This window comes from Sphingobacterium sp. UBA3519 (assembly GCF_002377215.1).
Classification (GTDB): Bacteria; Bacteroidota; Bacteroidia; order Sphingobacteriales; family Sphingobacteriaceae; genus Sphingobacterium; species Sphingobacterium multivorum.
Window position 1 is genome coordinate 138,515 of the sequence record NZ_DFPI01000024.1, and the last position, 20,281, is coordinate 158,795.

A 20,281-nucleotide genomic window follows, 5' to 3' on the forward strand; every position below is an offset into this window, starting at 1 on the left:
GATCAAGCTCCACCTTTTGCTAAGTGGTAAGTTATTCATACATTTACACTTTGTGGTTAATTGGGATTTAATTGTTCATTTTTAGATTTAGGACCTGATGATCGCATCTTTTTCTGAACAGGGATGCTGCAACATTCCTGTTCTCTTTTTTAGGTCATTGCTTTTGATGTATTATTTTATCATAGGCGCGCTATTTTCTTTTTTATAAATTGTTAGTCCTTAACTTTTGGTAGCAATAATCAATTTATTGCCTTCTACTTCAAATCTTAGGTTACTGACATAGGATAACATCTCCAATACTTGAGACAGTTTTACATCACGCTCGATACTTCCGGTATACTCTTTGTCCAGCTGCACATCACCTCGGAAGGTAACATCTAGATCATACCAACGTGATAATTGATGTGCTATATTCGTTATCGTTTCCTTTTTGAAATAAAATTCATTGTTGTGCCAAGCAAGATCATGGGCTAGATCTGCCTTTCCTTTAATTAAATTGTCCTTAAAAGAAGAAGCATATTCACCGGGAAATAATTCCACCCGTTGATCATTTTGACGTACCTCGACTCTTCCCTCTGCTAAAGTTGTTCGAACATGATCCGAATAAGAATTAATATTAAAATGCGTTCCGAGCACTTTAATTTCATTGCCTCTAGATTCCACAATAAAAGGCTGGTCTGACTTGGGAGTAACTTCGAAATAGGCTTCTCCATCCAAAAAGACTCTACGTTCTTTCGGTGAAAACTGCGCAGGAAATTTCAATTGCGATAGCGCATTCACCCAAACTTTTGTTCCATCAGCCAAAGTCATCTTATAGAAACTTGCTTTTGGCACAATCAAAGAATTATACTGCAATGGGATCGCTTGATCTGTTTGCTTAACGATCAGCTCATTGCTATTCCCGATTAGATTATTGTTTTTAGTCAAGGTTTTAGTGGAATCACTATTCAAAGAGAGCCTGGAGCCATCAGCCAAGACTAATACTGCACCACTTGTTGCCGGAGCAATATCTTGCTTTTTTGAAACTATTACACTTTTATCACCCGAAAAGAATGAGGTAAAATCACCTTTCCATAATAGAAAACCACCTAACAAGAATACAATAGATGCTGCAATGCTTAAGGACCATTTCCGAAAAGATCTCGCGCTGTTAGATTCTTTACTTTTCAACCGCTCCCATGCTTGATTTACATCCAACTGCCGAATAACGGCTAAATCTTCTGCTATATTTTCCGCTTTTCGGAAGGACTCTAAAAGCTGCTTATTTTGTGAACTGGCATTGAGCCATTCATCAAGCTGCACTTGTTCCTCTGCTGTCAATTGACCACAAAGGAATTTCTGTATTAAATCAGTGATATGTCTTGTGTTTTCTTTCATCAATTACCATAAAGAAACTTAAGACGAAGAAAAGGGTGACAAGAATTTAAATATTTTTTAACAAAAATATAATAAGGGGTATAAACTCGGGATTCAAACGTTTGAGCAACATTTTCATGCCTCGTTGCTTTTGTGTTTTTACAGTATTGATACTAATTTGCAGCTCCCGTGTAATTTCAAGATTGGATAAACCTTCAAGATAACCAAGCCGAAAAACTTGTTGACAGGCGAAAGGCATTTCCTCAATAATTTTATATATTTCCTGAATGACCTCACTGTGAATCATATTCAATTCAAGCGCAGTATTATCTTCTTCGGTAAAACCTACAACATTCCAATATTTTTGACGGACCTTTTCATGACGGATATAATTATAACAAGCGAAACGCACAGAACTATAGAGATAGTTCTTTATTGCAATCTCATTATCACTGACATGATCAGTATTTTTGAAATAAGCAATAAAAGAGTCTTGTACCAGATCTTCTGCTAGAGAAAGGTCACCCACAATCTTCCAAGCAAAATGGCAAAGTCCATTATAGTGTGTCTTAAACAATACTTCTTCTTTCTGCATAGTTAGATCTCTTCCACACTCTGATTCTATTATTTTTATAGATGAGATTATTTAGGGTAAAAAACACATCCAATTGAGGATGTTTAATAATTGTATCGTAAAAATGCTCTTTTTTTTTGTCAATCCCAAATAATAATTCTAAACCCGAATTTATTCATCTCTAGATTGCTAAACTAGTTTTGTTTTTTTTCCGACAAACAAAACAAAATTCCTGCTTTTATCATTTATAGAGAGAGAAAACGGTCAAAAACTAGCATTTTTTCGCTTTTTTTTACTATATTGTAAACTTTCAAAAAACCTTCATCGCCATATAAGCATTGGCAACAATGAAATGTAGAAGGTTAAAAATTAAAACAAAGACTACATGCTATTTACTGTTCTGTCAGGACTAATAACATCGAGCCTTATTGTTCCATTTGGTCGATTCCTAAAAACCAAATGGGGTTTTATTCTCGCATTCTTACCGGTACTTCTATTTCTATACTTTACGCAATATATTGTACCTATTGGTCAAGGCTCCTATTTCGTACAATCAACATCGTGGGTGCCCTCCTTAGGCATCAATCTGGATTTTAAATTAGATGGACTGTCGCTACTTTTCGCCTTATTGATTACTGGGATCGGATCCTGTATATTCTTTTATGCGAATGCCTATCTCAAAGGTCATCGGTATATCGATCGATTCTTTGGCTACCTCTGCCTTTTTATGTCGGCTATGCTGGGGCTTGTCCTGTCGGACAACATGTTACTATTGTTTATCTTCTGGGAACTGACCTCGATCAGCTCATTTTTTCTCATTGGATTTAACAATGACAAAAATGATTCTCGCAAAAGCGCACTGACTGCACTATCCATTACTGGGTTGGGTGGTTTTTTTCTACTGGCAGGTTTTATTTTGCTGGGTAATATTGCCGGTACTTACCATATTACAGCACTCATCGGCAAAGTATCAATCATTCAGCAACATCCACTCTTTCCCCTGGTCTTTGGCCTCGTAGCACTTGGAGCGATTACGAAATCAGCACAATTCCCTTTCCATTTTTGGTTACCCGGTGCTATGAAGGCGCCAACACCTGTGTCAGCCTACTTACATTCGGCAACCATGGTAAAGGCCGGAATCTACCTTTTGGCCCGTTTTTCACCGATACTAGGGGGCAACCCGATCTGGATGTATTCCCTCATGGCCATTGGTGGCCTCACGATGCTTTATGCCGCATTCCATTCGCTTTTCAGAACAGACCTCAAGGGAGTACTCGCTTATTCAACCATATCCGCCCTCGGTATTTTGGTTTTCTTATTGGGACTCGGTACCAAGGATGCTATTATCGCTGCAAGTGTCTTTATACTCGTACATGCCCTATATAAAGCCGCATTATTCTTGATTACGGGGATTATAGACCATGAAACGGGAACGCGAGATCTTACAGTCTTGCGGGGGCTACGCAAGGTATTAATGCCTGTCGCTATCGCAGGTCTCCTAGCGGCACTTTCCAGTGCAGGTATTCCACTTACATTTGGATTTATTGGAAAGGATCTGATTTACGAGGCAACACTACATGCCACACCCGATTTATTTCTCTATTTGACCGTCGCTGCAGTAGCAACCAATATATTATTGGTCTCTGCCGGATTTATGGCCGGTATCAAACCTTTTATGGGTAAGCTGCCCGAGCAATTTAATACAATCCACCTGCCCTATAAAGCCATGTGGATCCCACCTTTACTTTTAGCTATATTAGGAGTTGTCTTTGGATGCATCCCAGGACTTGTCGGCGAATGGATTGCCGGACCTACCGCAACAAGTATACTCGCAAAACCCGAAACTTTTCACCTGAAAATCTGGCATGGCTTTAATTTGATCCTCCTATTAAGCGCTATTACAATTGCTGCTGGCACCTTACTTTATTTCGCAAACAGGCCCAGCGATAAAAAATTGGCTTGGATTGCAAATTTCAATAAGATTTCTCCTGAATATATCATCCAATTATGTGCGCAGGAAATTGTTTTGTTCTCTACTTTCTTCACCAACAAAATGCACAACGGCTATTTGCGTTCGTATCTGTTGAAAATTATCTTATTTGCCGAATTATTGATCGCCTACCAGTTATACCTGGGGGGACCGCTCCATATCAAATGGGAAACCTTATCTCCAGTGAGTTTCTACGAAGTCACCACAGTCTGCATTTTGATTGGCGCCATTGTACTCACCATCCGCACCTCATCCCGTTTAACAGCCGTAGTAGCCACCAGTGTTGTAGGCTATGCCATATGTCTTATTTTCGTGTTTTACAGTGCACCGGATCTAGCGATGACGCAATTCACCATCGACACCCTAACGGTGGTACTCTTTGTGTTGGTACTCTTTAAACTCCCTTCTTTTCTGAATTTGGCCAACCGACGCACCATCATTCGCGACGCCGTGGTCGCTATCGTTTTTGGAATTTTGCTATCCATGGTCGCACTCCGTGTACTCCATGAACCAACAACAACTAATATCAGTGATTTCTATGGCGATTATGCTTATGTGCTTGCTAAAGGAAAAAATGTCGTCAATGTATTGCTTGTCGATTTCAGAGGTTTTGACACCATGTTTGAAATCGTCGTATTGAGTATTGCTGCATTAGGGGTATATAGCTTATTAAAATTACGTTTAAAATCCTCTGATAAAGAATAATGATAGATAAAGGTTATGCACAAATGAGCTAATAACTCCTTGCTAAATAGTAACAAATGAACAGTACAATATTACAGACCGCTACGCGGTATTTATTACCGATACTCTTACTTTTCTCGGTGTTCCTTCTACTCAGGGGGCATTATTACCCCGGCGGAGGTTTCGTTGGCGGCTTGGTTGCTTCGATTGCCTTTGTGCTGCATAGTTTTGCCTTTGGCCCTCAAAATACCATGAAACTGATTCAGTACAAACCCTTGTCACTTATCCCCATAGGATTGGGGATTTCGGCCATAAGCATGTTCTTACCGGCATTTTTTGGCTACCCCGTCATGACCGGGCTTTGGCTGGAAGAGAAAATCCCCGTTATCGGGATGATAGGAACCGCCTTATTTTTTGACCTTGGTGTATACTTTGTTGTCATAGGTGTCGTCCTGACGATTTTATTTACAATTGCTTTAACTACTGAAGAAGAAGAATAATGGAACTGGTACTCGTACTATTGATCGGCATCCTTTATGCTGCCGGAATATACCTCATCTTGCGTCGAAGCATGGTGAAATTGTTGCTGGGGATTATGTTACTGGGCAATGGTACCAATATATTGATCTTCTTATTGGGAAACATTATTAAAGGTAAACCACCTATCATTGGACCCGATCTGAAGGTATTCACCGATATTTATGCGGACCCGATTCCGCAAGCACTTATTTTAACGGCCATCGTGATCAGCTTTGGCCTAACCTCCTTTGCCATCGTTTTACTCAAGCGTGTATATGCATTGCTGGGTACAGATGATCTGGATGATTTGAACACGCCTGAGGAAGAAGATATATGATAGACAACCACATTATTGCCACGATTATCGTGCATTTATTTATTGCTATTGTCCAACTGATGTTGTGGCGCAAATCCACTGCACAACGTTTTCTGAGCGTTGGCGGAAGCTTGCTCGCACTCATTCTTGCCTTTAAACTGTTCTTCAAAGTTTATGATGGCGGTATTTTGACCATGAATGCAGCCAATTGGAAAGCTCCTTTTGGGATCGTTTTTGTTGCCGATCTATTCAGCAGTACCCTTGTTCTCCTCACTTCTATCGCAGGTCTGGCGGTCTCTATCTTTTCCTGTGTCGGTGTGGGGCGCCAGCGCATACTCTATGGTTATTTCCCGATCTTTCACTTTTTGATGATGGGGCTCAATGGGGCTTTTCTAACCGGTGACATCTTCAATCTGTATGTATGGTTTGAAGTTATTATTATTTCCTCTTTTGTGCTGATGACTTTGGGGGGCAGAAAATCCCAGTTGGAAGGTGCCGTAAAATATATGGCCATGAATATCCTGGCCTCCACATTTTTCTTAACAGGAATAGGTATACTTTATGGTATTTCAGGCTCGTTAAACATGGCCGACCTGGCCCTCCGTATTCCTAAAATACAAAATCAGGCTTTAGTAGAAATTACAGCAACATTTTTCCTGATCGGTTTTGGGATTAAATCCGCTGTATTTCCACTCTATTTCTGGTTACCGTCCTCTTACCATACGCCACCTTCGGCCGTAGCAGCGACATTTGGGGGCTTATTGACCAAGGTTGGGATTTACGCCTTGTTCCGGGTATTTTCCTTACTATTTATTCCCAATCATTTTACCAAGGAACTCCTTATCGTAATAGCCATATTGACAATTCTGACGGGCGCTTTTGGTGCATTGATCAAAACCAATATCCGGAGGTTGTTTTCCTATTTGATCGTTTGTCATATTGGTTTTATGATTGGCGGATTGGGCCTGTATAGCAAATGGGCTTTATTGGGGGCAGTATTCTATCTGATCCATGATATCATGGTCAAAACGAATTTATTCCTCATAGCCGGTGTTATACGGCAACTCCGCGGCACCATGGATATGACTAAACTGGGTGGACTTTATGCCCAATACCCAAAGATTTCATTACTTTTTGCCATTGTTCTTTTTTCACTGGTGGGCATCCCGCCTCTCTCGGGCTTCTGGCCTAAAATCTATCTATTCAAAGATGCCTTCCACTTAGAGAAGTATGCTTTCGCGGGAGCCCTGATTATCGGCAGCTTTATCACCTTGTTTGTCATCGCCAAAATGTGGGCGCAGGTATTCTGGAAAGATGCACCTGATCCGGAAATCATTGAGGACAAATTTGCGGGTATGATCGGCTATAAAAGAACAATGCTCATACTCCCTGTTGTTATTTTGGCATCTGCATCCCTGTATATCGGACTCAACGCAGAAGCGATTATCCATGTCGCGGATCAGATCGCTACACAATTATTGGACACATCACCTTACATAAACGCTGTATTAGGAGGGCAGAAATGATATGATAAAACAGTTTTTAATGAACCTCATGCTATCCTTCATCTGGGTCGCTTTGACGGGATCGATGTATTACACCAACTTCCTTTTCGGCTTTATGTTGGGATTCGGTATCCTCTGGCTTATGAACAGGAATGAGGTGGACCAACGCTACTTTTATCGGGTCCCCAAAACATTGAGTTTTATTCTTTTTTTCCTGTGGGAAATGATTGTTGCCAATGTGCAGGTTGCCTACGACGTGATAACCCCCAAGTTTTTTATCAAACCTGCGATTGTCAAGTATCCCATGGATGCAAAAACCGATTTGGAAATTAACCTGCTTTCAACCTTTATCTCGTTGACACCCGGCACACTCATCCTCGACGTAAGTGAAGATAAAAAAACGCTCTTTATTCACGTCATGTACATGAAAAGCAAGGAACAGTTTGTTTCTACCCTTAAAAATAATGTTGAACGAAGACTTTTAGAACTCTTAAGATGACTTTAAATAGCTATTTTGATTATGTGATCCTTCCGATCTTGACTATCTCAGTCATACTGGCTTTTATTCGTCTGTATAAAGGTCCCCAGATATTTGATCGTGTTATTGCCCTAGATCTCATTATCACCATCGGAATTGGCATTATTACCGTTTATAGTATACGAACTTCGCAGGAAGTGTTTTTAGACATTGCCATGATCTTGGCGCTTATCGCATTTCTTGGTACGATCGCATTTTCATTTTATTTAGAAAAACAAAGCAAAGATGATTGATATTACTTTAGCCATTCTCAGTACCATCGGGGCCTTGGCCATACTATTTGCGTCTATTGGCATCTTGCGGATGCCCGATTTTTATTTGCGTCTTTCGGTTACGGTAAAGGCGGCAACGCTGGGTGTGGGACTTTTACTTATCTGTGCGGCAATGACCTTCCCGGATGTATCCGTAACGACCAAGGCTATAGCTATTGGATTTTTTCTGATCCTAACGGCTCCGGTTGCAGCACACATGATTGGAAGGGCTGCCTATATACAGCGGGTAAAAACATGGAAGGGAACCACCTTAAATGACCTTGAAAAGGAAGGTAAATTAGATTGCAGAAAAGAAGATTTTTAAGAAAAAACGCATACGGTTTTTCCTAAAAATCTTCTTTTCTTATTCGAACTTCTTTTCTGGATTAGAAGATAATGCAAACTGGCGCTGGCACAGCAATTTCTTTTCCAGTATCTGTCAACAAACCCGTTTTAGCATCCCGGCTAAACAAAACAATGTTGTTGGTATATTGATTGGCGACCAAAAGATATTTCCCATCCGGAGAAAGGTTGAAATTACGCGGACCTTTACCTTTTACTGAAAGATTCGCTATTTTCTTCAATTCCCCATCCTTCTCGACCGAAAAAGTAGCTATCGTATTGGCATCGCCACGGTTGGTCGCGTACAGGAATTTTCCATCAGCAGAGATCTTCATATCAGCACCGCCGTTACTTCCTTTAAAACCTTCAGGGTTGATATCAAAAGTACTTTGATACATCCATGCATCACCATCTTTCTTATACGATGCAATTTGACCGGTCATTTCCAATACGACATACAGGAATTTCTCTTTCTTATCAAACACGATATGACGTGGCCCCCCCCCTGCTGGTGTAAAGATATCTTCTGATTCATCTGCAAGACTATAGGCATTTCCCGTTTTATTCACCGGATAAATAGAAATCTCATCCAAACCAAGATCCTGGACGTACAACTTATCCCCTTTATTGGAGAAAAAAGTAGAATGTACGTGTGGTTTTTCTTGGCGAACGGGGTCCACTCCCTTACCCTCGTGTTGTATTAATCGTGCTCTTTTGCTCAAAACACCATTACTTTCTAAATCAAACAGCGCTGCAGAGCCGCCTGTATAATTTGCTACAGCGAGCAAGCTACCCTTAGGATGTACTTCAACAAAACAAGGCGACTCCCCTCCGGAAGGAAGTGAGTTTAGAAAAGTTAAATGACCGTCCTTAAAAGAATAGGCAGAAACAGTCCCCTCTTGATTTGGAACCTCATTAACGGCATAAATAAAGTTATTATTTCGCGCTAAAAAGGATGGATCTTTACTTTCTTGCGTGCTCGACAAGGTTGTTTCACCAGTTTTAACATCAAAATTATAAATATAGATGCCCTTGCTCGCGGTTTTGCTCGTATATGTGCCCACAAACATGGGAATCTGTTGCGCAAAACTAGCAAGAGGTAAAATTGTCATCAAATAAATAAATGCTTTTTTCATTGAAATTATTTTATAAATGTAGCTACTCATTTGTTGAATGAGACCGTTACATCAAGTTTGTTTCTAAATTATACGGGCCCCTACTTAAATTCACCCATTCATCCTCCGTGTGAGGATCTAAAAACCCCGCTATTTTATAGGCGTAAATATCGTCAATAGACTTGTTAAATTTGGTTAAAACCGTCCTTTCTAATAGGCAAATGCGTATTTTAGCACATCAATTTTAACAATTCTAAAATCGCCCATTTAAAATATTGGGAATACAAAAATATTGTTAAATAAAAGTACGAATAATTCATATAATCTGATAATTTTGTGCTGTTGTTCAAAAAAGTATATATTGAACACAATTACTACGTATACCGCCGAAGGCAGCGTGAATGCTTGTGACAAAAAAATAAATGATGAACAAATAACCGAGTGAAACGAATTCATTTATACAAATGAAGATCACTCATAAATATCATAAATAATTTATACGGATGAAAAAAAACATTTATATATTGTTTTTATTGCTGTTTGCATCAATTCAGGCCAGTCTTGCGCAACGTCAAGTTATTGATCGCGTTGTAGCAACGGTTGGATCGGGCATTATCTTACAGTCCGACGTGGATATGCAATATTCTCAATGGTTAGCGCAAGGGAATAAACCTAATGAAAATTTTAAATGCGGCGTACTTGAGCAGTTAATCATTCAGAAGCTGCTTTCCCAACAGGCAGTAATTGACTCTATAGATGTAACGGAAACCGAAGTTGACGATAACCTTAACTCCCGCCTACGTCATATGTCACAACAGGCAGGAGGGCAAGAACGTCTTGAAAAATTCCTCAACCGCTCTTTATTGCAATACAAAGAAGAAATGCGTTCAAGTGTTTTTGAGCAATTGAAAGCTAACAAAATGCAGCAAAACATTGTTCAAAAAGTAGACGTAACACCATTGGAAGTAAAGCGTTATTTTGAAGGCTTGAATAAAGACAGTCTGCCTTACTTCAATACCGAGGTAGAAATCGGTGAGATTGTGATGATGCCCAAATTGACAGATGCAGAAAAAAAAGAGCAGCGAGATAAGATTGAAGGTATCCGCAAGCAGATTGTAGATGGCTCAGACTTTGGTACAATGGCTCGTATATACTCGCAAGATCCCGGATCTGCCCCTTATGGTGGTGATTTAGGTTTCGGCACACGTGACAACTACGTAAAGGAATTCTCCGCGATGGCTTTTAAATTAAAACCGGGAGAAATTTCTCCAATTGTAGAATCCAAATTTGGCTTTCATATTATTCAGGTACTCGAACGACGGGGCGAAGAGGTGCATACACGCCATATCCTGATGAAGATCAATCCTGGTACTGCTGCGTTGGAAAGAACCAAAAATAAATTGGACAGTATCTATAAACTGGTTGTTGACAAAAAAATGGATTTCTATCACGCTGCTACAAATTATTCGGATGCAGAAGAAAGCAAATTCAATGGGGGTATGATCCTAAATCAAGAAGGCTCAAGCCGCACAACCGTAATTCCTATGGATGGCTTGGAAAAATCAGTATTTACAGCAATCGATCCCCTAAAGCCAGGAGAATACTCCAAACCAGAGCAATTTACAGACAAAATGGGCGATGTTGGCTACCGTTTCAATTACTTGAAAACACGTATTCCGCCGCACAAAGCAAATTTGGACGAGGATTTCACCAAAATCAAAGAGGCTGCCAGACAAGATAAAATCAATCGCAATCTAAGTAAATGGTTCGATGATAAATCGAAAACAACATTTATCAATATCAGTGACGAGTTTGGTTCATGCGATGAATTGAAAAAATGGAAAAAACAATAAGTCTACAACACTTATCCTATAAAAAAGGGCTTGAATAGTATATATTCAAGCCCTTTTTTTATTTGGCAATCGTCATGCTATTTCTCAAACATCATCTCGATCAGAATATTCCAGTTCGCTTTCTTCACATCATCCTTCGCCAATTCGCTCAGTTGCCAGATACGAATATAATTATACTTCACCACCTTATCCTTTTGTCGTACCGTTGCAGTTCCTTTTGTATAGGCAAAATCGCCACTATACGAACGTTTTACTTCTTCCGGGACTGTTTCTATCGTCATCCGCTGTTTTTTGAGATAAGCCATCATTGTGGCCTTTCCTTCCATCGGACTGGTCCAAGGGAACAAAAAGCGGACATCCTCGCTTAAAAACTCCTTATATGCGGTTGGGTTATCGGCCTTCAGAACTGTTGACATCAATTTGTCTGTTTCCAGGACAATATCTTCACGCTGATTTAATCGCACTTTAGAGCGATGCTTCAGATACCACGAATCGGTAGGTTCGATATATTCAAGATCAAATTCCCCATCCTTCCCGTTGTTTTCAACTTCGGCCCGAATATCGACCAGCCACTTACCCTTTTTGTTGCGTTTCCAGACAGTCAAGTATTCTCCATGACGCAATCTTGCACCTACTTTCTGAAAGTCCATAGACCCCGAAGTCACACCAAACTCCTGACTTTTAGCAATCAACGCAAACGTAGGTTGCCAATTTAAGACATCGGGAATATTTGGTCTATTATTAAGATAGTTATAAGCATTTACTGCCGATGGGACATAAAACGTAGATTCCTTATCAATGATCGAAAGAAACGCTTGATGCGGTGTAGAGGCTTTAGCCAGTGCAGCAGCATCCTTATCGGCCTGCAATAGGCTTCCAACTTTCTCAGGTATCTGCGCATAAAGTGTTGTACCAGCAACACTCATGAATGCGACGACGGATAGCCTATTCCAAAAATTCATATGCAAATTGATCTTTCTTTTAAAGGTTACATGGAATATCCATTGGTTTCCACGATAATGTGTTTTCCCAATAGGAATATTCCATTTTATTCCTCTTTTATAAATTCGATTTCTTATCTATCAAATCTTATTCCAAAGTGTTCCTTCTTTGCTATCTTTCAATTGAATTCCAATAGAATTAAGCTCATCACGAATACGGTCAGAGGTGACGAAGTCTTTATTTGCTTTGGCTTCATTACGTAGTTTAATGACCAGATTCATGACGTCATCGATATCATCGGATGCTGAAGTCTGATCGTTTCTAAGCCCTAGGATATCCTCAACAAATTCTTTCATGAATACTTGAAGACCTTCCAATCCCTCAGCTGTTACTTTCGCTTTACCATCATAAATCGAGTTGATGATACGTACTATTTCAAACAATTCGGCAATGAGTACAGGACTATTAAAATCGTCATCCATAGCTGCGTAACACTTGCGGCGGATTTCAGCTAAATTGAATGAATCAGCACCTTTCGACACCTTCAATTTGTCTAAAAGACTGATCGCAGTCATGAGTCTTTTATACCCCTTGTCGGCCGCATCCAAAGCCTCATTGGAGAAATCCAGCGTACTTCTATAATGTGCCTGCAACATAAAGAATCGTACGGCCATCGGCGAATAACCTCTATTCAATAAGGGATGATTTCCAGTAAATAGTTCGCCCGGTAAAAATCCATTTCCGGCAGATTTGGACATACGCGCACCATTTACAGTCAACATATTCGTGTGCATCCAATATTTGGCAGGGCTCGTATGGTTACATGCTTCTGATTGTGCAATTTCATTGGTATGATGTGTCGCTGCCAAATCCATTCCACCGCCATGAATATCAAACTGATCACCTAAGTACTTTCTGCTCATGGCCGAACATTCAATATGCCAACCTGGGAAGCCAACACTCCAAGGTGCAGGCCAACGCATAATCGTTTCAGGTTTTGCTTTGATCCATAAGGCAAAATCCAAACGCCCCTTTTTCTCATCCTGACCGCTCAATTCACGGGTATTATTGAGCATATCCTCCAATTTACGATTGGTCAATATTGTATAATCGTATGTTTCAACGTATTTTTCAACATCAAAATAGACTGTACCGTTCCGCTCATAGGCATAGCCATTCTCCATAATCTGTTCGATCATTTCAATCTGCTCGGAAATATGTCCTGTCGCAGTAGGCTCAATACTGGGCGGCAATGTATTGAAAAGACGCAATACGTCATGAAAACCTATCGTATACTTTTGAACAATTTCCATCGGTTCCAATTGTTCCAATTTTGCTTTTTTTGCAAATTTGTCATCCCCTTCATCACGATCGCCTTCCAAGTGTCCCGCATCGGTAATATTGCGCACATAACGCACTTTATAACCAAGGTGACGCAAGTATCTAAAAATCAAATCAAAAGACACAAACGTCCGACAGTTTCCCAAATGCACATCACTGTACACTGTGGGCCCACATACATACATACCAACAAGGTTGGGATGAATAGGTTCGAATTTTTCTTTTGTTCGCGAAAGCGTATTGTATAAATAGAGATTATGGTCCATGTTTAATCGCTGCTTGGAAATCTATTTTTGTCTGAAATATATTTGAATTGGCACACCTGTAAAGTCAAAGTTCTCACGCAATTTGTTTTCAATAAAACGTTTGTACGGATCTTTGATGTATTGTGGCAGATTACAGAAGAATGCAAACATCGGTGTCCGTCCTGGCAACTGTGTTGCATATTTAATTTTGATATATTTACCCTTTAAGGATGGCGGTGGATAATTCTCGATAATATCCAACATCACTTCATTCAATTTGGAAGTAGGGATCTTTTTGGTTTTGTTGGCATATACCTTGTCGGCAACTTCCAACACCTTAAGAACACGTTGTTTTTCGGTTACGGAAGTAAAGATAATAGGCACATCTGTAAATGGTGCTATTTTCTCTTTGATGCGATCTTCAAAAGCCTTCATTGTTTTGTTGTCCTTTTCGATCAAATCCCACTTATTGACAACAATTACGATACCTTTACGGTTCTTCTCTGCCAGGTTGAAAATATTAACATCCTGCGCTTCTAATCCATCCTGTGCATCCAACATTAAAATCGTCACATCAGAATCTTCCAAGGCTTTGATGGTGCGCATCACCGAATAAAACTCAATGTCTTCATTTACTTTGGACTTACGACGAAGACCTGCAGTATCGATCAATAAAAAGTTATGTCCATATTGATTGTAATGTATACGGATTGAATCACGTGTTGTCCCTGCCATTGGCGTTACAATGTTGCGATCTTTACCGATCAAAGCATTTGTCAAAGAAGATTTACCTACATTCGGGCGGCCTACGATGGTATATTTAGGTAAGGATTCTTCTTCTTCCTCCTCCACTTCGAAATGAGAAACCACAGCATCCAACAGTTCACCTGTACCCGATCCTGTAGCCGACGAGATATTGAAGACCTCTCCTAAACCAAAGGCATAAAACTCTGCCGACTCATGATGCAATTTCGCGTGATCGACTTTATTGGCCACTACATACACAGGTTTGGAGCTTCTTCTCAGAATATCAGCGATTTCGTCATCCAAGTCGGTAATACCAGTTGTGACATCCACCATGAATATAACGACTGAAGCTTCTTCAATAGCGATATAAACCTGATCGCGAATAGCCTCTTCAAAGACATCATCCGAACCATGTACAAAACCACCTGTATCAATTACTGTAAATTTCTTTCCGATCCACTCGGCTGTTTCATAATGACGGTCGCGCGTCACCCCGCTAAAGTCATCAACAATCGCTTTTCTACTTTCTGTAAGACGATTGAATAAGGTAGATTTACCAACATTTGGACGACCAACAATTGCAACAATATTTGCCATATTTATTTTATTTGATCCACCCACTATCACAGCAGGCGGCACTTTTATGCTAAAAATATACTTAAGGGAACAAAGATACGGATTCGAAAGGGATTATCGCGACACAAAAACAAAAATGGCTTTACCGTGAAGTAAAGCCATTTATAGGGTTTAAATTATCAATATTCGCCTAGTTAGACGTTGGATTCTGAGTCAATTTGCCCGGATATGAATTGATCGCATCCTGAGGAATAAAATAAGTTACTCTAAAATCTGTTGGTAGAATATCTTCAAATTGTTTCTGTGGCCCCGGATATGTACGGTTTAACGGGTCTCCGTTACGGAACACATCGTAGCTGCGTTCAGCCTGATAGGCCAATTCCAACTGACGCTCTTTGTCAATCAGTTTGGTTGCACTGGCCGCATCAATTGAAGTATATCCACCATTGACAATAGATCGATTTCTGATGGTATTTAAATCATTTAGCGCTGCACCATAATTACCTAATTTTGCATTAGCCTCTGCGCGGTTTAAATAAATTTCACCCAAGCGGCTGATTACAGGGGAGTGCAGTTGAGACTCCTCACCTTCACGTGAGCATTTCACAATATAAAATTGTGGATAAGCCCGGTTCAAGGAAATATAGTAATCAATCATACCTGTATACGTTTTACCATCTGCATAGGCAATTTTATAGGTTTGTTGCGCAGCATTGACAGCAGTTAATGTATAGACATTATCACCATCTTTACAAGTCACGGTATTCCCGTTTATGGTAGCAGGAGCCTGTACATAGCTTAGCGTAACCGGATCGCCTGCATTTTTGGGTACATCTTGTTTAATAAACCGAAAAACAGTTGTGTATTTTCCCGCATCATCTTTTGAATAAGTAGGTTCAATAAATGCTGCACGTGCGTCGACAATCGTATAATGATCAGGTCTCCAGTCATTACGACCAGTTTCATTCAATAAATCAATGTACTTGGCACTGGAATACATCTCACCCCAGCCCATACCACCAATATTGGAATACATACCACCAATGCCATAATAGTGGTCATCGCCCGAAAATTCAGAAGCCACACGTTTCACCGCAAAGATGGTCTCCTTGTTATCTTCAGGTCTAAACGTATTGTATTTCATGAATTGCTCACGGCCCAACAGGACATATTTACCTGAGTTAATCACCTTATCCGCATATTCTACAGAAAGACGCGCATATTCCGCATTTGGATTTTTATACGTACCACTCATATACAGATATATACGGGAAAGCATCGCTTGCGCTGCACCCTTAGACGCATATGCGGCCCCTTTATCAAGGGTCATTAAAGCTTCTGCTTTTTTCAGATCACTGATCGCTTGCGCGTAAGTATCTTTTACAGACGCACGGTCCGGTAAGTTCAAATCATTGAAAACATCTTCAGGTGTACCATTGACAATCGGAACGCCTAAGTTTGTTTCTGGACTTTGGTAGTAAGGCTTCCCGAATGCGCGACAAAGGTAAAAATACATCATTCCACGGATGTAATAACATTCACCTATTTTATTGTCCATTTCTGGACTCTGACCTTCAGCAAACATCTTGATCAGGTTCGACGATTGGGCAATCGCTTTATAACCGCTATCCCAAAAGTTTTGCAAACGGTAATTATTGGGTGTTCTTGCATAGGAAATAAATTCGTAAAATGCATCTGTCGATGATCCGCGGATCATCATATTATCACCAGCGTATTCACCAAGACGGTGCATCGGATCAGACCAAGCTTTTAACTGCGCATAAGTACCTGTTACCATTGCATCAGGATTACTTGCAATATTTTCTTCATCCATTGAAGTATAAGGAAGACGATCTATATCGCAGGAGGATACTGCCGTTGCGATCAAAAGTCCTATTAATATCTTTTTCATTGTTGATTTTCTAAACGTTAAAATTAAAATGTTACGCTTGCGCCGAACATGTATTTGCGAACCATAGGATAGACAGAAACTCCGGTAGATCGAATCATTTGACCGCCGCCGCCTTTGCCATCTGGCTCAGTCAATGGAAGCTCCGGATCAACACCCGAATAGTTTGTAATCGTAAACAAATTCTCCCCAGCTAAGAATACACGTAAATTTTTGATGTTATATTTCTTTAAATCAAAGTTGTACCCTAAGGTCAGCGATCTCATTTTCAAGAAATTGTTACTTTCTAAAAAGCGTGTTGAAGGTGAATTACCTTTATCTTGGTTGTCGTATCTTGCAATCGGGTGAGTGGCAACATCGCCAGGTTTTTCCCAACGGCTCCAACCATCCTGTAACTTCATCTGGTTACGATCCGTATAGGTTCCATCCGAATCAAATTCCTGACGCGAGTAATTATATAATTTACCCCCCAAGGAGAAACCGAACACGGCATTCAGGTCAAACTGCTTATAACTTAAAGCCGTACTGAAACCGCCAAAAAGATCCGGATTTCCTTTTCCTACATTACGGAAGGTTGCATTGGAATAGTTCGACGTCGTTGTCCTTGTTTCATTGCCATTGGCATCTGTCTCGTATCGATACCACATTGGCAAACCATTATCTACGTTAACACCTGCCCACTCTTTTAAGTAATAGGTATCTACCGGAAAACCAGGTTGAAGCAGACGTTGCGCTGATCCAGCGATACCCGATCCGTCACCTGCGATAATTGGTTTTGAAACAAGGTTACCATTGGCATCTTTTGTCGCAAATAGCTCGGTCAATTTATTCACATTGTGACTCAAATTAACATCCAAGCTCCAATGTACATTGTCATTTCGAACGATGTCGCCACCGATGGTCAATTCAATCCCCCGGTTTTGCATCTTACCAATATTTTTCCAGATAGAAGTGACACCGGTCAGACCGCTGATTGGCACTTGATAAAGTACATTATCGGTCTTCTTGTCATAATAATCAACATTGAATCGCAATCTATTCTTAAACAAGGCTGCATCAACCCCAAAACCAGTTGTATAGGTTTTTTCCCAAGTCAGATCTTTATTACCGATTTGGCTAATTAATGCCCCTGGTATACCATTGTAACTTGATGATGCAGACACCGAGTAAAGACTATATTGCGGATATAATGAACTTGGTCTATTACCTACCGATCCATAAGCTGCTCTCAGTTTTAAATTATCTACCCAATCAGCCTTGAACCACTCTTCCTTATTGATATTCCAACCACCACTAACTGAAAAGAAGTTTCCATATTTTGCATTGGTACCAAAATTGGATGCGCCATCACGACGGAAAGATACCTGTGCCAAATATTTATTATCGTATGCATAGTTTGCATTAGACAAAAATGACTGTACTGCCCATTCGGAAATTCCACCTCTGGTTCGCTCTGGTTTTGCAACAACATCCAATACCTCGAAACCATTTACAATACCTGTTCCATAAGCATCTAAGGTTTTTGTCCAATAGTCGTTAAATTCGTATGCAGCCAATCCATTCAGGCTATGTTTATCCCAAGTCTTGTTGAAACGTAAAATCTGGTTGGTATACCGACGGGCAAATTCCATGCGATAATCTGTCACACGACCAATTACACTTTCGCCGCTGTTTGATCGTGGATCTTGATATCCGCTATCGGAATAACTATTGTAACGATAATTGTTGACAGAAGAGAAAGTCAACCAATCTGTTAATTTGATGTCGAAATCTAAGTTACCCATAAATTCATAATTGGTATTGGCACTATGATTCCATTGGAGGTCGTACAAGTAGTTTGTACTTGCATTGTTGACCCAGCCGCTGTAACGATGTGGCACTAAATTTCCATTTGCATCGTAAGGACTGTCCCAAGGCAGGTTTCCATACATGGCATTGACATCATATTGACGATCATCTACAGCACGTCTTGATCCCGCAATAGATGGCTTAATGGTCAGCCAATCGAAAGGCTTATAGTTGGTACGTAATCTAAAATTATAACGATCGTAATCATATCCTTTTACAGCACCGGCTTCGTTGTAGTAACCTAAAGACAAATAAGACTGTAATTTATCATTTCCACCCTGAATAGACAAATTGTGGTTTTGGACAAACCCGGTTTTTGTCGCCAGTTTCCACCAGTCAAAATTACTGTTGCGTAATTCAGGGTTCCAGCGTGGAAATTTAATTTTATCTTGATTGGAGAATGACGCAAAGTAGTCATAGAGTTCAGCACCATCCATCATTTCCATGTGTCCATTGGAAAGTTGGTTGATACCCATTTTTGTAGAAAAGCTAATGCTTGTTTTGGATGCAGTAGGGTTTTTGGTTGTCACAACGACAACACCATTCGCGCCTTGAGAACCATAAATCGAGGTTGAAGCAGCATCTTTTAGGATGGTTAATGATTCAATGTCGTCCGGATTGATATCACCTGGGCTTGAGCCAACAATAACACCGTCAATGACCCACAATGGGCTTGTCGTACCACTTAATGTTGCCTGACCACGAATCACAACACCGCCATTTGACCCTGGTTTACCGGCTCCTGGGGCAACATATACCCCGGCAGCTTTACCATTCAGCATGTTTTCAACCGATGGCGTAGTGACATCACGTAATTTGTTTCCTTTAACCGCCTGAAGAGCGCCAGTCAAACTTTCTTTTTTCTGTTGTGTTCCATAACCAACAATGACAACTTCCTGGAGTGCTTCACTATTGGACTCCATATTGATGTTAACAACCGGTCCTGTCACGGTCACTTCTTGTGCTTTATAACCAACACTTGTAACGACCAGTACATCACCATTTTTAGCATCTATTGTAAAACGTCCATCTGCTCCTGCGGATGTTGATTTACCGCTCCCCTTAACGCTAATGGTTGCTCCAGCCAATGGGCCGTCTGTAGACTGCACTTTTCCATTCACTTTTTGTTGATAAACCGCGTCATTCAACAAAATATTGTTGTTTGGAAACGTAAGACCATTAGCATTAGCCGAGCTGTGTGTACTTGCAATGAGTAAAGCTAATGATAACAGACTCAACTTGTGATTGTCGAGAATCTTTGAAATCATAATATTTAATAGTTAGTTTAAAAATTGATTAGCGTACTAATCAAAATTTAGGTACATGAATGCTAAATCTAAAGCAAGATGATAGTATATCAAAATTTAGCAACAACGAAATCGATTGCGCCAATTAAACAAACGATTGCATAAACACACATTTTACAGCGTAATCCATTATCAAAAAATTAGAACGATTAAATAACAGCAAAAGACCGTTTTTCAACAACCTCACGACAATCGATAAAAAGAAATTTACAAGAGTAGGAAAAAAGATGATCCTGAAAAACAGGCGGTATTATAGCGTAAATTAGGACACAAAAAAAGCCAAGATATTCACCTCGGCTTTTTTCTTTTAGTAGCGGGGACCA

The 20,281-nt window shown here is 40.1% G+C and carries 16 protein-coding genes; 8 read left to right on the top strand and 8 right to left on the bottom strand.

What is annotated here, in order from left to right; translation table 11 throughout:
• Positions 1–219: 219 nt before the first annotated feature.
• Complete coding sequence (locus B3297_RS13215; protein ID WP_286779007.1) at positions 220–1,377, bottom strand: FecR family protein; 1,158 nt, start codon at positions 1,375–1,377, stop codon at positions 220–222.
• Between the two features lie 46 nt (positions 1,378–1,423).
• Entirely contained in the window at positions 1,424–1,951 is a 528-nt protein-coding gene (locus tag B3297_RS13220; protein ID WP_286779008.1) for an RNA polymerase sigma-70 factor, read from the bottom strand.
• Between the two features lie 364 nt (positions 1,952–2,315).
• Here B3297_RS13220 and B3297_RS13225 point away from each other — a divergent pair, with 364 nt between their 5' ends.
• From B3297_RS13225 to mnhG, 7 genes are read left to right on the top strand one after another with little or no spacing between them, the layout of a single operon-like run.
• The gene (locus B3297_RS13225) at positions 2,316–4,625 is read left to right on the top strand and encodes a putative monovalent cation/H+ antiporter subunit A (RefSeq protein ID WP_286779009.1); all 2,310 of its coding nucleotides are present in this window, start codon (positions 2,316–2,318) and stop codon (positions 4,623–4,625) included.
• Between the two features lie 56 nt (positions 4,626–4,681).
• A complete protein-coding gene (locus B3297_RS13230; protein ID WP_046671608.1) occupies positions 4,682–5,104 on the top strand; it encodes a Na+/H+ antiporter subunit B in 423 nt (140 codons plus the stop codon).
• Positions 5,104–5,460, top strand: coding sequence for a Na+/H+ antiporter subunit C (locus B3297_RS13235; RefSeq protein ID WP_028072046.1), 357 nt, complete (start codon positions 5,104–5,106; stop codon positions 5,458–5,460). The genes B3297_RS13230 and B3297_RS13235 overlap by 1 nt, the downstream gene beginning before the upstream one ends.
• Positions 5,457–6,965 (top strand): proton-conducting transporter membrane subunit, encoded by a 1,509-nt coding sequence (locus B3297_RS13240; RefSeq protein WP_145329859.1) that lies wholly within the window; start codon positions 5,457–5,459, stop codon positions 6,963–6,965. The genes B3297_RS13235 and B3297_RS13240 overlap by 4 nt, the downstream gene beginning before the upstream one ends.
• A 19-nt stretch (positions 6,966–6,984) precedes the next feature.
• Positions 6,985–7,443, top strand: a complete 459-nt coding sequence (locus tag B3297_RS13245) for a Na+/H+ antiporter subunit E (protein WP_227550155.1) — start codon at positions 6,985–6,987, stop codon at positions 7,441–7,443.
• Positions 7,440–7,715, top strand: a complete 276-nt coding sequence (locus B3297_RS13250) for a monovalent cation/H+ antiporter complex subunit F (RefSeq protein WP_046671612.1) — start codon at positions 7,440–7,442, stop codon at positions 7,713–7,715. Before B3297_RS13245 ends, B3297_RS13250 begins: the two co-directional genes overlap by 4 nt.
• The gene (gene mnhG / locus B3297_RS13255; protein ID WP_046671613.1) at positions 7,708–8,058 is read left to right on the top strand and encodes a monovalent cation/H(+) antiporter subunit G; all 351 of its coding nucleotides are present in this window, start codon (positions 7,708–7,710) and stop codon (positions 8,056–8,058) included. The genes B3297_RS13250 and mnhG overlap by 8 nt, the downstream gene beginning before the upstream one ends.
• Before the next feature lie 61 nt (positions 8,059–8,119).
• On the opposite strand, the gene B3297_RS13260 is transcribed toward mnhG, so the two are convergent.
• Positions 8,120–9,211 (bottom strand): lactonase family protein, encoded by a 1,092-nt coding sequence (locus B3297_RS13260; RefSeq protein WP_075994296.1) that lies wholly within the window; start codon positions 9,209–9,211, stop codon positions 8,120–8,122.
• A 482-nt stretch (positions 9,212–9,693) separates the two neighbouring features.
• Here B3297_RS13260 and B3297_RS13265 point away from each other — a divergent pair, with 482 nt between their 5' ends.
• Positions 9,694–11,043 (top strand): peptidylprolyl isomerase, encoded by a 1,350-nt coding sequence (locus B3297_RS13265; protein WP_075994297.1) that lies wholly within the window; start codon positions 9,694–9,696, stop codon positions 11,041–11,043.
• Between the two features lie 77 nt (positions 11,044–11,120).
• Here B3297_RS13265 and B3297_RS13270 read toward each other — a convergent pair whose 3' ends face one another.
• The 5 genes from B3297_RS13270 to B3297_RS13290 all read right to left on the bottom strand — a co-directional run bounded on the left by B3297_RS13270 (position 11,121) and on the right by B3297_RS13290 (position 19,919).
• Positions 11,121–12,005 (bottom strand): DUF4440 domain-containing protein, encoded by an 885-nt coding sequence (locus B3297_RS13270; protein ID WP_070569123.1) that lies wholly within the window; start codon positions 12,003–12,005, stop codon positions 11,121–11,123.
• A gap of 120 nt (positions 12,006–12,125) precedes the next feature.
• Positions 12,126–13,592 carry a cysteine--tRNA ligase gene (gene cysS / locus B3297_RS13275; RefSeq protein ID WP_075994298.1) on the bottom strand — a complete coding sequence of 489 codons (1,467 nt, stop codon included), beginning with the start codon at positions 13,590–13,592 and terminating at the stop codon, positions 12,126–12,128.
• Between the two features lie 21 nt (positions 13,593–13,613).
• The gene (gene der, locus B3297_RS13280; protein ID WP_070569188.1) at positions 13,614–14,915 is read right to left on the bottom strand and encodes a ribosome biogenesis GTPase Der; all 1,302 of its coding nucleotides are present in this window, start codon (positions 14,913–14,915) and stop codon (positions 13,614–13,616) included.
• A 169-nt stretch (positions 14,916–15,084) separates the two neighbouring features.
• Positions 15,085–16,806, bottom strand: coding sequence for a RagB/SusD family nutrient uptake outer membrane protein (locus tag B3297_RS13285; RefSeq protein WP_286779010.1), 1,722 nt, complete (start codon positions 16,804–16,806; stop codon positions 15,085–15,087).
• A gap of 23 nt (positions 16,807–16,829) precedes the next feature.
• Entirely contained in the window at positions 16,830–19,919 is a 3,090-nt protein-coding gene (locus tag B3297_RS13290) for a SusC/RagA family TonB-linked outer membrane protein (protein ID WP_083296082.1), read from the bottom strand.
• Positions 19,920–20,281: the final 362 nt, after the last annotated feature.

Excerpts from the sequence above, each read along its gene's own strand:
- B3297_RS13215 (WP_286779007.1), bottom strand. The coding sequence starts at position 1,377 with ATGAAAGAAAACACAAGACATATCACTGATTTAATACAGAAATTCCTT.
- B3297_RS13245 (WP_227550155.1), top strand. The coding sequence starts at position 6,985 with ATGAACCTCATGCTATCCTTCATCTGGGTCGCTTTGACGGGATCGATG.
- cysS (WP_075994298.1), bottom strand. The coding sequence starts at position 13,592 with ATGGACCATAATCTCTATTTATACAATACGCTTTCGCGAACAAAAGAA.
- B3297_RS13240 (WP_145329859.1), top strand. The coding sequence starts at position 5,457 with ATGATAGACAACCACATTATTGCCACGATTATCGTGCATTTATTTATT.
- B3297_RS13235 (WP_028072046.1), top strand. The coding sequence starts at position 5,104 with ATGGAACTGGTACTCGTACTATTGATCGGCATCCTTTATGCTGCCGGA.
- der (WP_070569188.1), bottom strand. The coding sequence starts at position 14,915 with ATGGCAAATATTGTTGCAATTGTTGGTCGTCCAAATGTTGGTAAATCT.
- B3297_RS13270 (WP_070569123.1), bottom strand. The coding sequence starts at position 12,005 with ATGAATTTTTGGAATAGGCTATCCGTCGTCGCATTCATGAGTGTTGCT.
- B3297_RS13265 (WP_075994297.1), top strand. The coding sequence starts at position 9,694 with ATGAAAAAAAACATTTATATATTGTTTTTATTGCTGTTTGCATCAATT.
- B3297_RS13290 (WP_083296082.1), bottom strand. The coding sequence starts at position 19,919 with ATGATTTCAAAGATTCTCGACAATCACAAGTTGAGTCTGTTATCATTA.
- B3297_RS13285 (WP_286779010.1), bottom strand. The coding sequence starts at position 16,806 with ATGAAAAAGATATTAATAGGACTTTTGATCGCAACGGCAGTATCCTCC.
- B3297_RS13220 (WP_286779008.1), bottom strand. The coding sequence starts at position 1,951 with ATGCAGAAAGAAGAAGTATTGTTTAAGACACACTATAATGGACTTTGC.
- B3297_RS13250 (WP_046671612.1), top strand. The coding sequence starts at position 7,440 with ATGACTTTAAATAGCTATTTTGATTATGTGATCCTTCCGATCTTGACT.
- B3297_RS13225 (WP_286779009.1), top strand. The coding sequence starts at position 2,316 with ATGCTATTTACTGTTCTGTCAGGACTAATAACATCGAGCCTTATTGTT.
- B3297_RS13260 (WP_075994296.1), bottom strand. The coding sequence starts at position 9,211 with ATGAAAAAAGCATTTATTTATTTGATGACAATTTTACCTCTTGCTAGT.
- mnhG (WP_046671613.1), top strand. The coding sequence starts at position 7,708 with ATGATTGATATTACTTTAGCCATTCTCAGTACCATCGGGGCCTTGGCC.
- B3297_RS13230 (WP_046671608.1), top strand. The coding sequence starts at position 4,682 with ATGAACAGTACAATATTACAGACCGCTACGCGGTATTTATTACCGATA.